The 13,181-nt window shown below is 56.2% G+C and carries 8 protein-coding genes and 1 pseudogene; 6 read left to right on the forward strand and 3 right to left on the reverse strand.

Annotated features, from left to right (window positions below; translation table 11 throughout):
- Positions 1 to 343 precede the first annotated feature (343 nt).
- Positions 344 to 994 carry a response regulator transcription factor RcsB gene (rcsB, locus tag ACF8PE_RS10675; protein WP_032612710.1) on the reverse strand — a complete coding sequence of 217 codons (651 nt, stop codon included), beginning with the start codon at positions 992 to 994 and terminating at the stop codon, positions 344 to 346.
- Between the two features lie 16 nt (positions 995 to 1,010).
- Entirely contained in the window at positions 1,011 to 3,683 is a 2,673-nt protein-coding gene (gene rcsD, locus ACF8PE_RS10680; protein ID WP_059307491.1) for a phosphotransferase RcsD, read from the reverse strand.
- 739 nt (positions 3,684 to 4,422) lie between these two features.
- On the opposite strand from rcsD, the gene ACF8PE_RS10685 reads away from it, so the two are divergent.
- The 6 genes from ACF8PE_RS10685 to mgtE all read left to right on the forward strand — a co-directional run bounded on the left by ACF8PE_RS10685 (position 4,423) and on the right by mgtE (position 11,844).
- Positions 4,423 to 5,535, forward strand: a complete 1,113-nt coding sequence (locus tag ACF8PE_RS10685) for a porin OmpC (RefSeq protein ID WP_032612705.1) — start codon at positions 4,423 to 4,425, stop codon at positions 5,533 to 5,535.
- Between the two features lie 120 nt (positions 5,536 to 5,655).
- Positions 5,656 to 6,711: an FAD:protein FMN transferase ApbE gene (gene apbE, locus ACF8PE_RS10690; protein WP_032612703.1), complete on the forward strand. Its 1,056-nt coding sequence runs from the start codon at positions 5,656 to 5,658 to the stop codon at positions 6,709 to 6,711.
- Between the two features lie 72 nt (positions 6,712 to 6,783).
- Positions 6,784 to 7,848 carry a bifunctional DNA-binding transcriptional regulator/O6-methylguanine-DNA methyltransferase Ada gene (ada, locus tag ACF8PE_RS10695; protein ID WP_392494834.1) on the forward strand — a complete coding sequence of 355 codons (1,065 nt, stop codon included), beginning with the start codon at positions 6,784 to 6,786 and terminating at the stop codon, positions 7,846 to 7,848.
- Positions 7,848 to 8,498 carry a DNA oxidative demethylase AlkB gene (gene alkB / locus ACF8PE_RS10700; protein WP_032612699.1) on the forward strand — a complete coding sequence of 217 codons (651 nt, stop codon included), beginning with the start codon at positions 7,848 to 7,850 and terminating at the stop codon, positions 8,496 to 8,498. The genes ada and alkB overlap by 1 nt, the downstream gene beginning before the upstream one ends.
- Positions 8,499 to 8,574: 76 nt before the next feature.
- Positions 8,575 to 10,218, forward strand: coding sequence for a multidrug ABC transporter permease/ATP-binding protein (locus ACF8PE_RS10705; RefSeq protein ID WP_200142071.1), 1,644 nt, complete (start codon positions 8,575 to 8,577; stop codon positions 10,216 to 10,218).
- A 189-nt stretch (positions 10,219 to 10,407) separates the two neighbouring features.
- Complete coding sequence (gene mgtE / locus ACF8PE_RS10710) at positions 10,408 to 11,844, forward strand: magnesium transporter (RefSeq protein WP_032612695.1); 1,437 nt, start codon at positions 10,408 to 10,410, stop codon at positions 11,842 to 11,844.
- Here mgtE and ACF8PE_RS10715 read toward each other — a convergent pair.
- Positions 11,807 to 13,153: pseudogene (locus tag ACF8PE_RS10715) on the reverse strand (SulP family inorganic anion transporter). The gene mgtE and the pseudogene ACF8PE_RS10715 sit on opposite strands and share 38 nt — an antisense overlap.
- Between the last annotated feature and the right edge of the window lie 28 nt (positions 13,154 to 13,181).

Here is a 13,181-nt window from a genome sequence, read left to right on the forward strand (position 1 = left end):
CGAAGCGTTGACCGCTGGCCGAGAGGGCATAGCCTGCCGGGAGCAGGGGTAGCCAGGGAGTGGGTGGCGAGCCCCCTGGCACGTTCGCCGCAGCGGAGGGGGCACAAAGCAGAGGTGCTTTAGTGAACGGAACCTGTCCACTTCAGTCATTTAGGAATACCGAATCGTTTAACTGACTGGCATTACCCACTTGTGGGCTTTTTTATTGCCCGCTGGCGCGGGCCTACGGGGTGCTTCTTCTTCCTGGAAACAGAGGGCTGGGGTGGGATGAACATCCCCAACTGCCTGAACGTGGGGCATAAAAAAAGGCAACTTACGTTGCCTTTTTACGTTGACCTGCCGGTTACTCTTTATCTGCCGGACTCAGAGTCACGGAGGAGAGATAGTTCAACAGAGCGATATCGTTTTCCACGCCCAGTTTCATCATTGCAGATTTCTTCTGGCTACTGATGGTCTTGATGCTGCGGTTCAGTTTCTTGGCAATTTCGGTAACCAGGAAACCTTCTGCGAACAGACGCAATACTTCGCTCTCTTTCGGTGACAGACGTTTGTCGCCGTAACCGCCAGCGCTGATTTTTTCCAGCAGGCGGGAGACGCTTTCCGGGGTAAATTTCTTCCCTTTCTGCAGCGCGGCCAGCGCTTTTGGCAGATCGGTAGGTGCGCCCTGTTTCAGGACAATCCCTTCGATATCGAGATCCAGCACGGCGCTTAAAATGGCCGGGTTGTTGTTCATGGTCAGCACGATGATCGAAATGCTTGGGAAGTGACGCTTGATGTATTTGATCAGCGTGATCCCGTCACCGTATTTATCTCCAGGCATGGAAAGGTCGGTGATGAGCACGTGCGCATCAAGTTTCGGGAGGTTATTAATCAGTGCTGTGGAATCTTCAAATTCGCCGACTACATTCACCCACTCGATCTGTTCAAGTGATTTGCGAATACCGAACAGTACAATCGGATGGTCATCGGCAATAATTACGTTCATATTGTTCATGTATAAGGCTACCTTGCTACAGCAAGCTTTTGACATAGTCGTCAATGTCGCTGATGTATTTTTCTATGCTGGCGGCATCTTTCTCGCGAATAAGATGTTCCAGCGTTTCACATAATTGCTTGCCTGGAACCAGATTAAGCATGGCAAACACCCCTTTGAGCCGGTGTGCTGTCTGAGCCAGCGCCGCAAAGTCGTTCGCGGCGGATTCAGTATACAACCTCTTAACATCATCTGGTACTGTGTCTACGAAGAGAGAATAATAGCCGCTAGCCTGCAATTCGGCATTTTCATTGCCGCCCAGTGGGGATTCCGGGATCGTTTCTTGCGCCAGTTGCTCCTCTATAAGTTGTAGTACAGCTTCCTGCATGGCATTGCTCATATTAAAGTTGACGCGCACCTGGCCGGGGCCAATTTTTCGCACGCCTGGCTCATCATCGCTTAAAAGCAAGCCCGAGGCAGTAAGATTAGACGGATTATCTGTTAAAAAGAGATCATATTCTTGACTTGCCAGTCTTTCATCCGGGGAAATACAGGTCGCTCCCCAGTTTTCCAGCTGACGCACCACGATATTGCGGATCTCATTGGAGGTGACGTCTACCATGATCACCACCTCATCCAGCAGACGTTCATCCTCTTCCGCATCCTGCGGTGTCGCAGGCATCTTCACGTGCAGTGAATAACGGGTGCCCAGCGATTCACGGGCTTTGATATTCAGATGACCACCGAGCTTACGCGCCAGCTGATCGCAGAGCCAGAAGGTGAGGGCATTAGCTTTGCCGTAGTTGTCACCCTGGGTATCGTTCAGGAACGGGAAGTGCAGATTATCGATTTCGCTGGCAGTGACCCCTTCGCCGGTATCGAGGATACGGAAAGTGAGGCGGTCCTCGGCCGATTCATCGCTGCTCACTTCAAGGGTGATTTTGCCGATCTGGGTTGTCGTGACGGCGTACTGGATCAGCATCAGCAGAATGCGACGCAGCGCGTCACGGTCGCCGTGGCGTTCATCGTTGGCCCGCAGCGGGTTGTTGATTAGCAGCTGCAGCCCTTTACGCTTGATCACCGGCAGCACTTCCGGGACCACTTCATCGATCAGGTCCTGAATCGAGAACAGGGTTGCGTTGCTCTTCCAGCTGTCATTTTCCAGCATATTGGCGAGCTGGATCTCATCCACCAACCGAACCAGCGTATCGGCATGGCTCGACAGTTGCAGGCTTTCCGGGCTGGTTAACTGGGCCGCTTCGCTGGCCAGTGCCTTCAGCGGCAGTTTGAAGGCATCGCCGATATTTTGCATAAATGCCGCCCGGCCCTGCTGGTTCTTCTCGTACAGCCTCTGTGCCTGCTTGAGCTTTTTATTGACCAGTACCTCGCGATCCTGATCGCGAATGATAAAGATCTGCGTGCGTGACGCCACCTGGCTGCGGAACTGGCGGATTTCGTACAGCTCATTATTGACGGTCGCCTGAATCACGCCCTGATGCTGATCGGCCATGCTGGTAATGTTTTGCAGATTCAGGTGCGGCAGCAGGTGATCGGCAATTTTATTGCTGATTATCGTGCGGTTGGCCTCCTGGTCATGCACCAGCAGCCCGAGCGGCAGCACTGAGACAATCTCTTCATTCAGGGCGCGCAGAACGCGCAGCTCATTGCTGGTGCCAGCGGCAACGGGAACATCGCTCTGGCGACCCGGCTGCGAGCGGAAGGTGCTGTAACCAAACAGCGCCAGCGCCAGCAGACCGATATTAAGCAGCAGCGGCAACAGAATATTTTGCAGGGTATCCAGCAGCAGCGTACCGAAAGGCACCTGCCAGACCAGGCGCATGCCGGTGGTGTTCAGCGAGGAGGCAATCTCGATTTTCGAGCCATTAAAGGAGATAGAGACGCTATCCGGGCTTTCTTTGTCCGTCGGCGCGCGCAGGTTTTGCGCTGCGGTGTCCTGCTCCAGACGGAAGCTTTCGAGCGGCATATCCGGGGGGATCAGGTCGTTAATCGGCAGATCGAAGGCCACCACCGTCGCCAGATGGCCCGGCTGATTAAAGGTGGTGCGCAGGGTAAAGTAGTAGCCATTTTGCCAGGCCAGCCGGCGCAGGGAAGAGAAGCTTTCGCGCTCGTCCAGGGCATTGGCCTGCTGCAGCATCTCTGCGCGCCGGGAGTCGACTACCGTGCCGACCGAGGACTCTTTAAAACCGGAAGAGAGATCTTTCAACGGCAGGGTGGAGATCAGGATCATGCTGTTGTCCTGACCGTTGAGGTAGTACATCGACCAGGGAATCGTCTCCGCGCCCCACAGCGTATCGAGATAGGTCGACATGCGTTGGGTCATCTCCAGCGTGGCGCTGTCGTGGGAGCCAAAGATCAGGGCTTCGGTTTTGCGCCGCGCTTTCTCCAGATAGTAAACATCCTGCTTCAGGCGCGTCTCCTGCAACCCATCTGCGGATGAGGTGGTTGGCGTGGCTGCGATGTTGTCGTAAATCTGCCAGGTTGCGTAACGCCAGGTGTCGATGCGTTTATGGAGCGCATGGGTGATATCGACAATCTGATAACTTCTGTCTTTTAACCAGGTGTTCACCGCGCTCTGCACCATTACGCCCATGGTCACTAACAGCACAACGATCAATAGAAGAAAGAAACGGGTAATGCTGCCCGGAAGCAGGGAGAATTTGTTCGCGGCTGTGGTATCAGACTGACTCATGGATGTGTTTAACCTGTTATGGCTGCGCTTCAGGCGAGTAGGGCAGTATAAAGCGTAATAATCGAATTTCCAGCCTCACGCCACCTTAGAGGCTGACTTTTTCGCTTCGCTGTGCGAGGAAGGCGGGGTGAGTTAAATCTGTACGGTCAGACTGATATTGTACAAATAAGGGACAATACGGAAAAAAAATCGCACGAATTAACAAGAAATTAAATTACCCGTCCATTTTTTGCGTCTAAAAATAGCGCGCAATGATTTAATTAATAGTCGTTATAGTTTCGGGTGGGTAGCACAAATAATTCAGATTTGCGTAAAGAAAGGTAAAAAAAAACCGAATGCAGTGCATTCGGTTCAATTCTGGATAAACAGACATTCAAATTTGAATGACGGTAATAAATAAAGTTAATGATGATAGCGAGAGATATTTTAGTAGCGAGGCGTCATTTTGTTTTGTCAATCAGTGCTATAATTTATTTTTTCTTAACTCGTTGATTTGTATGCTTAATTTTAACTTTTTGATTTTTGGTGCTTTATTTTTTGGCTTTATGTGCGCCCAAAAAGTTCCCTTGTTTTTACAAATTGAAACATCTATACGGCAATATGAAACATCTTAAAAGTTTTCGTATCATATTCTTATTGGATTATTCTGTATTTTTGAGGAGAATGAGATTGCCGACTGGTTAAGAGGGTTAATCAGTAAGCAGTGGTAATAAAAGACATATAACAGAGGGTTAAAATAATGAAAGTTAAAGTACTGTCCCTCCTGGTGCCAGCACTGCTGGTAGCAGGCGCAGCGAATGCGGCTGAAATTTATAACAAAGACGGCAACAAATTAGATCTCTACGGCAAAGTAGATGGTCTGCACTATTTCTCTGATGACGACGGCGCTGATGGCGATCAGACCTACATGCGTCTCGGCTTCAAAGGCGAAACTCAGGTTAACGACCAGATTACTGGCTACGGTCAGTGGGAATACCAGATTCAGGGCAACACCACCGAGAGCGACAACCAGTCCTGGACACGTGTGGCCTTCGCTGGTCTGAAATTCGCTGAAGCAGGTTCTTTCGACTACGGTCGTAACTACGGCGTCATCTACGACGTCACCTCCTGGACCGACGTACTGCCAGAATTCGGCGGCGACACCTACGGTTCCGACAACTTCCTGCAATCCCGTGGTAACGGCGTTGCAACCTACCGTAACCAGGACTTCTTCGGTCTGGTTGATGGCCTGAACTTTGCTCTGCAGTACCAGGGTAAAAACGGCAGCGTCAGCGGTGAAAACGACACCGGTCGTAGCCTGCTGAAACAGAACGGCGACGGCTTCGGCGGCTCCCTGACCTATGACCTGGGCGAAGGCTTCAGCGTAGGCGCGGCAGCAGCATCCTCCAAACGTACCGCAGATCAGAACGGCCCGCGCGTTTACGGCCGTGGCGACCATGCTGAAGTGTACAGCGGTGGCCTGAAATACGACGCGAACAACCTGTATCTGGCAGCGCAGTACACCCAGACTTACAACGCGACCCGTTTCGGTGACTCTCAGTCCGGCGGCACTAACGCTGTTTATGGCTTCGCTAACAAAGCACAGAACTTCGAAGTGGTAGCACAGTACCAGTTCGACTTCGGTCTGCGTCCATCCGTGGCTTACCTGCAGTCCAAAGGTAAGGACATCGAAGGTAATGGCGACCAGGATCTGCTGAAATATGTTGATGTTGGCGCGACTTACTACTTCAACAAAAACATGTCCACCTATGTTGATTACAAAATCAACCTGCTGGATGAAAATGCCTTCACCGACCGTGCCGGCATCAGCACTGATGACATCGTAGCGCTGGGTCTGGTTTACCAGTTCTAAGTCTTACGTACTATTGCAAAAGGGGCCAAATGGCCCCTTTTTTTAGCCTTACTATCAGGCCCTTACAAAGCGTGTTTTTTAGTGTACTCTTGCCGGTCTCAGGCTTGAGGATAATAACGAATGGAAATTACTTTTCTGCGCGCCGGTTTTCTGGCGACGCTCTTAATGCTGTCTGCATGTGATGATCCCACTCCTCCGGCTAAGGCCGACACCGCCGCTGCGACGGTGCTGGAAGGGAAAACCATGGGCACCTTCTGGCGCGTTAGCGTCATTGATCTCTCTGCTGACCGGGCTGAAGAGCTGCGCGGGAAGATCCAGTCCCAGCTGGATGGCGACGACCAGCTGATGTCCACCTATAAAAACGACTCTGCCCTGATGCGCTTTAACCAGTCCCAAAGCACTTCTCCCTGGCCGGTGAGCGAAGCGATGGCGGATATTGTCACCGAGTCGCTGCGGGTGGGGTACAAAACCAACGGTGCGATGGATATCACCGTCGGCCCGCTGGTGAATCTGTGGGGCTTTGGCCCGAACAAGCAGCCGGTGAAAACCCCTGACCAGGCGCAGATTGACGATGCCCGGGCGCAAACGGGCCTGCAACATCTGACGGTCATTAATCAGGCCGGCAAGCAATACCTCGAAAAAGACATCCCCGATCTCTATGTTGATCTCTCGACGGTCGGGGAGGGGTATGCCGCCGATCACCTGGCCCGGCTGATGGCCGAGGAGGGGATCCCGCGCTATCTGGTGTCGGTGGGTGGCGCGCTGGTCAGCCGCGGCATGAATGCCAGCGATAAGCCCTGGCGCGTGGCGATCCAGAAACCCACCGATCAGCAAAATGCGGTCCAGGCCATTGTCGATATCAACGGACACGGCATCAGCACCTCCGGGAGCTACCGCAACTATTATGAGCTGGACGGTAAACGTATTTCCCATGTGATCGATCCCCAGACCGGCCGCCCGATTACGCATAATCTGGTGTCGGTGACGGTGATTGCCCCCACGGCGCTCGAAGCCGATGCCTGGGATACCGGCCTGATGGTGCTGGGCACAGAAAAAGCCAAAGAGATTGTGCGTGAACAAGGGCTGGCGGTTTATATGATCACCCGCGAAGGGGAAGGGTTCAAAACCTGGATGTCCCCGCAGTTCGCCAGCTTCCTCGTCAACGGGGCGAATTAAAAAGCAAGGTTGCGGGTTTTTGTCGGGTGGCGTTCAGGCAGGCTAGGCGTATGCTTAGATAAGGAGCCGATCATGAAAAAGCCGAACCCGATGAATGACGATCAATGCTGGCTGGCGGTGCTGGCCCGCGATGGCAATGCCGATGGTCAGTTTGTGTTTGCCGTACAGACTACCGGCATCTTCTGCCGTCCCTCCTGCCGCGCGCGCCACGCCCTGCGTGAAAACGTTCGCTTTTACGCCGATGCCGGCCAGGCAGCGCAGGCGGGATTTCGTCCCTGCAAACGCTGCCGCCCGGATCAACAGGACCCGCAGGCGCAGCGGGTCGCCACCATCGAAAAAGCCTGCCGGTTACTGGAGCAGGAGCAGCCTCTGACCCTTGGGACGCTGGCGCAAGAGGTGGGGATGAGTCCGTATCACCTTCACCGACTTTTCAAAGCGTTTACTGGCATGACCCCGAAAGCCTGGCAGCAGGCGGCCCGGGCGAAACGGCTGCGTCACGCGCTGGCGCAGGGCGATAAAATTACCGATTCGGTGCTGGCGGCGGGGTTCCCGGACAGCAGCAGCTATTATCGCAAGGCAGATGCCACCCTGGGAATGACCGCGAAGCAGTACCGCAACGGCGGGGACGATACCACCGTACGCTACGCCCTGAGTCACTGCACGCTGGGGCGGTGTCTGGTGGCTGAGAGCGTGCGAGGTGTCTGCGCCATTTTACCCGGGGATGATGACAGCGCCCTGATCGACGAACTCGAAACACTCTTCCCCCACGCCCGGCGAGAACAGGCCGATGCCGCCTTCGCCGCGCGCGTTGCCCAGGTGATCGCCAGCGTGGATAACCACGATGTCGCTCTCGCCCTGCCGCTGGATATTCGCGGCACCGCCTTCCAGCGTCAGGTCTGGCAGGCGTTGCGCGCCATTCCCGTGGGCGAAACCGCAAGCTATCAGCAGGTGGCCAACGCCATTGGCCATCCCGGCGCGGTGCGGGCAGTGGCCCGGGCCTGCGCTGCTAATACGCTTGCGATTGTCATCCCCTGCCACCGGGTGATTCGTCGCGACGGCGGGCTGTCGGGCTACCGCTGGGGCACAGTTCGCAAGGCGGCGCTGCTGCGTCGCGAAGCCAACAAAGAGGAGGTGTAATGCTGGATCTTTTTGCTGATGCTGAACCCTGGCAGGAGCCGCTGGCACCCGGGGCAGTGATCCTGCGCCGCTTTGCCCAGGCGCGGGCCAGCGCCTTAATGCAGGGGATCGAACAGGTCGCCAGCGCGTCGCCGTTTCGGCAGATGGTCACCCCCGGGGGATACACGATGTCGGTGGCGATGACCAACTGCGGCGGACTGGGCTGGACCACCAACACGCGCGGCTACCTCTATTCACCCGTCGATCCGCTGACCGACGCGCATTGGCCGCCGATGCCGGATGTTTTTGCCGCTCTGTGCCATGATGCGGCCTGCGCGGCTGGTTATCCTGACTTTCAGCCGGACGCCTGTCTTATCAACCGCTACGCCGTCGGGGCTAAACTCTCTCTGCATCAGGATAAGGACGAGGCAGACCTGCGGGCGCCGATTGTTTCGGTATCGCTCGGCCTGCCCGCGGTCTTCCAGTTCGGCGGATTACGTCGCAACGATCCGCTTCAACGCCTGCTGCTGGAGCACGGTGATGTGGTGGTGTGGGGTGGGCCTTCCCGCCTGTTTTATCATGGCATTCAGCCGCTTAAGCCGGGGGTGCATCCCCTCACGGGCGACTGTCGCTACAACCTCACCTTCCGGCAGGCGGCGAATAACGAATAAAAATAAGAATTATTCTTGATGTAAGTGGCGGGCAGTTTACACTGCTGGCTGATTTTTCTTGTCTGGATTGCTCTGTATGGAACTCCTGTTTCTGGTCTGGCGTCAATACCGCTGGCCGTTTATCGCGGTGATGGCATTGAGCCTGCTCAGCGCCGCGTTGGGTATTGGGCTTATCGCCTTCATTAACCTGCGTTTAATTGAAACGGTGGACACCACCCTGATGGTGCTGCCGGAATTTCTCGGGCTGCTGGTGCTGCTGATGGCCGTCACTCTGGGTTCGCAGCTGGCGCTCACCACCCTCGGCCACCACTTTGTTTACCGCCTGCGCAGCGAGTTTATCAAGCGTATTCTGGATACCCAGGTTGAACGTGTCGAGCAATTGGGCAGCGCCTCACTGCTGGCCGGGTTGACCAGCGATGTGCGTTCAATCACCATCGCTTTTGTGCGTCTGCCGGAGCTGGTGCAGGGGATTATCCTGACCTTCGGCTCGGCGGCCTATCTGGCCTGGCTCTCCACCAAAATGCTGGCAATCACCGCCCTGTGGATTGTGATCACCATCTGGGGCGGCTACATGCTGGTGTCGCGGGTCTATAAGCACATGGCGGTGCTGCGTGAAACCGAAGATAAGCTTTATAACGACTATCAGACGGTGCTGGAAGGGCGCAAAGAGCTGACCCTCAATCGCGAGCGCGCCGAGCATATCTTTAATAATCTCTATATCCCGGATGCCCGCGAATATCGCCACCACATTGTGCGCGCCGATACCTTCCACCTCAGCGCGGTTAACTGGTCAAATATTATGATGCTGGGCGCGATTGGCCTGGTCTTCTGGATGGCTAACAGCCTCGGCTGGGCAGATACCAACGTCGCTGCCACCTACTCGCTGACGCTGCTGTTCCTGCGCACGCCGCTGCTCTCAGCCGTCGGCGCGCTGCCGACCCTGCTCAGCGCCCAGGTGGCCTTTAACAAGCTGCGCAAGTTCTCTCTCGCGCCCTATAAAGCCGAATTCCCACGTCCGCAGGCCTTCCCGGACTGGCAGACCCTGGAGCTGCGTAACGTTACCTTTCAGTATCAGGACAATGCCTTTTCCGTCGGGCCGGTGAACTTAACCCTCAACCGCGGCGAACTGCTGTTCCTGATTGGCGGCAACGGCAGCGGTAAATCGACGCTGGCGATGCTGCTGACCGGCCTGTATCAGCCGCAGTCGGGGGAGATCCTGCTGGACGGTAAACCGCTCAGCGCCGAAAAACCGGAAGATTACCGCAAGCTGTTTTCCGCCGTGTTCACCGACGTGTGGTTGTTCGATCAACTGCTTGGCCCGGAAGGCAAACAGGCCGATCCGGCGCTGGTGGAGAAGTGGCTGGCGCACCTGCAAATGTCGCACAAGCTGGAGTTGCAGGATGGCAAGATCCTTAACCTCAAGCTGTCGAAAGGGCAGAAGAAGCGCGTGGCATTGCTGCTGGCGCTGGCGGAAGAGCGCGACATCATTCTGCTGGATGAGTGGGCTGCCGATCAGGACCCGCATTTCCGCCGCGAGTTTTACCAGGTACTGCTGCCGCTGATGCAGCAGATGGGCAAAACTATTTTCGCGATCAGCCATGACGATCACTACTTTATTCATGCCGACCGTCTGCTGGAGATGCGCAGCGGCCAGCTGAGTGAGTTGACCGGCGCCGAGCGCGATGCCGCCTCGCGTGATGCGGTGGCCCGTACCGCCTGAGTGTCAATGTGCCGGGTGGCGGCTTCACCTCACCCGGCCTGCGTTATATCAGCCCGAGCAGGCGCAACGCCGCCGGGCCATTCCCCCTCATGACTGCTGCTTTTTTATTCTTTCCTCTCATCCGTTTATTAAAAATTACAAAAGCCCGCGCTATGCTTAATGCCAACTCATTTAATGGATTTATGATTAATGTCTGCATTAAGCAAAAACAGCGCACGGCTGCGCGATGAAGAGCGTGCGCGCCTGATCTGGCTGATGACCACCGACAAAGCGCTCACGTCCACTCTGCTGGGTAAACTGACCCTGGCTGAGCAATATGACGTCGGCACATTAGCCGACGATATTGCTGAGGTAGGGGCGTTGGTAGCGCATTTACCGCCACCGGATCTGGCTGACACCCTCGAAGCATTACCTTCGGAAGAGCGCCATGCCTTGTGGCGGCTGGTGCAGGATCACGAACGTGGGCAAGTCCTGGTAGAGGCCTCGGAGAACGTCTGGGAAGATCTTATCGATGAGATGAGCGACCATGCGATCCTTGATGCCCTGCGCACCCTGGATATCGACGACCAGATTTACCTCGTTCAGCATCTGCCGCGTAACCTGACCGGACGCCTGCTGGTGTCGCTGCCACCGCAGGAACGCGCCCGCGTGCACCAGGTCCTGCACTATGAGCAGGACCGCGTCGGGGCGATCATGGAGTTCAGCGTCATCACGGTGCGCCCGGATGTGACCCTGGGCACGGTACAGCGCTACCTGCGTCGGCTCGGCAAAATGCCGAAAAACACCGATAAACTTTTTGTCACCTCCCGGGATAAAACCCTGCTCGGCGAGCTGGCGCTACAGACCATTCTGCTTAACAGCGCCCAGAGCAAAGTCAGCGAGGTGATGGACACCCAGCCGATGCTCTTCTCCCCGGAAGATGACGCCGAGAAAGCGGCCCGTACCTTTGAGCGCGACAACCTGCTCAGCGCCGCGGTAGTAGACGCGGTGGGTAAGCTGATGGGGCGACTGACCATCGATGAGATCGTGGATGTGGTCTATAAAGAGACCGATAACGATATGCGTGCCCTCGGGGGCCTTAGCGCGGAAGAGGATGTCTATGCTCCGGTAAGCAAGGCGGTGAAAACCCGCTGGGCCTGGCTGGCGATCAACCTCTGCACCGCCTTTATCGCCTCGCGGGTGATCGACGGGTTTGAACATACCATTTCGCAGCTGGTGGCGTTGGCCTCGTTGATGCCTATTGTGGCAGGCATTGGCGGCAATACCGGTAACCAGACCATCACCATGATTGTGCGCGCCCTGGCGCTACAGCACATTCAGCCCGGCAACTTTACCTTCCTGATCCTGCGTGAGCTTGGCGTGGCGCTGATTAACGGTCTGGTGTGGGGCGGCATTATGGGGGGCGTCACCTGGTGGCTGTACGACGATATGGCGCTGGGTGGGGTAATGACCCTGGCAATGGTGCTGAACCTGCTGGTGGCGGCGTTGATGGGGGTCATCATTCCAATGGTGATGACCCGCCTCGGACGCGACCCCGCAGTGGGGTCGAGCGTGATGATCACCGCCATTACCGATACCGGCGGGTTCTTTATTTTTCTTGGGCTGGCGACGCTGTTTCTGCTGTAGCGGCGCTGTGGCGGCGCAGACGGGCAGGGAGGATCGCCATGAGGATAATCCCACCCAGCACGCCAATGGCCAGATTGCCGGTTGAGACGGTGGCCGCGACGGTCACCAGCATCACCAGGGTTTCCGCAACGGGGGCACCTTTCACCGTGGCAGGGCGAATGCTCTGCCAGTTAAAGGTTTTGATGGCGACAATAGCCATGATCCCCGCCAGCACCGCCATCGGAATTTTTGCCATTACTTCGCTCAGGGCGGTGACCAACAGCAGCAACACCAGCCCGGCCGCCAGGGTGGAGACGCGGCTGCGACCTTTACCCATTTCGACGTTAACGATGGTCTGACCGATCATCGCGCACCCGGCGATCCCGCCAAAGAAGCCCGCCAGGATATTGGCTACGCCCAGCCCTATGCTCTCGCGGCGCTTGCTGGACGGCGTGGCCGTCAGTTCATCCACCAGTTTTGCCGTCAGCAGCGACTCCATCAGGCCGACGAAGGCAATGCTCAGCGCGCAGGGCCAGATAATGCTCAGGGTTTGCAGGTTGAGGGGCACCAGCATCTGAGTGATACCCGGCAGGCCGCCGCCGATAGATCCTTCGTCGCCCACGGTTGGCAGCAGCTGGCCGCTGGTGACGGTGTAAAGCGTCAGGACCACAATGGCGATCAGCGGGGAAGGGATACTTTTAATGTAGCGGGGTGCCCACAGCACAATCAGCAGCGTCAGAACAAAGAGACCGACAATCAACGGACTTCTGCTCCAGAAATGGGGCACCTGGGCAAAGAAGATTAAAATCCCCAGCGCGTTCACAAACCCGGTCATCACCGACTGGGGAATAAAGCGCATCAGGCGCGCCATTCCCAGCGCGCCGAACAGGATCTGGATCAGGCCCGCCAGCAGTACCGCCGGCAGAATATACTGCGCGCCATGCTGATGCACCATCGGCCCAATCACCAGCGCCACCGAGCCTGCGGCAGCGGTCACCATCGCCGGACGTCCACCTATCACCGACAGCGACAGACAGAGCACCACCGAGGCGAACAGGCTCACTTTCGGATCGACACCCGCCACTACCGAGAAGGAGATCACCTCGGGGATTAATGCCAGCGCGGTGATCACACCGGCCAGGGTTTCGCGCATTAACAGCGACGGGGAACGCAGGACCGATAAGGTCCGGGGAGAGGCATGGGTATGAGACATAGTTTTTCGCAAGTTAGTGGCGGTTGGCTGGATCTGTGCGGTCGATCACAAAGGGCTGCATAGTAGCGGGAAAATGCGCATCTTTCCAGCGCAGCAGCGCCTTGACCCTACAAACATAGCGACATTGATTATCATAATTACAATA

It is taken from the genome of Leclercia sp. GLN_9 (assembly GCF_043105735.1).
Classification (GTDB): domain Bacteria; phylum Pseudomonadota; class Gammaproteobacteria; order Enterobacterales; family Enterobacteriaceae; genus Enterobacter; species Enterobacter adecarboxylatus.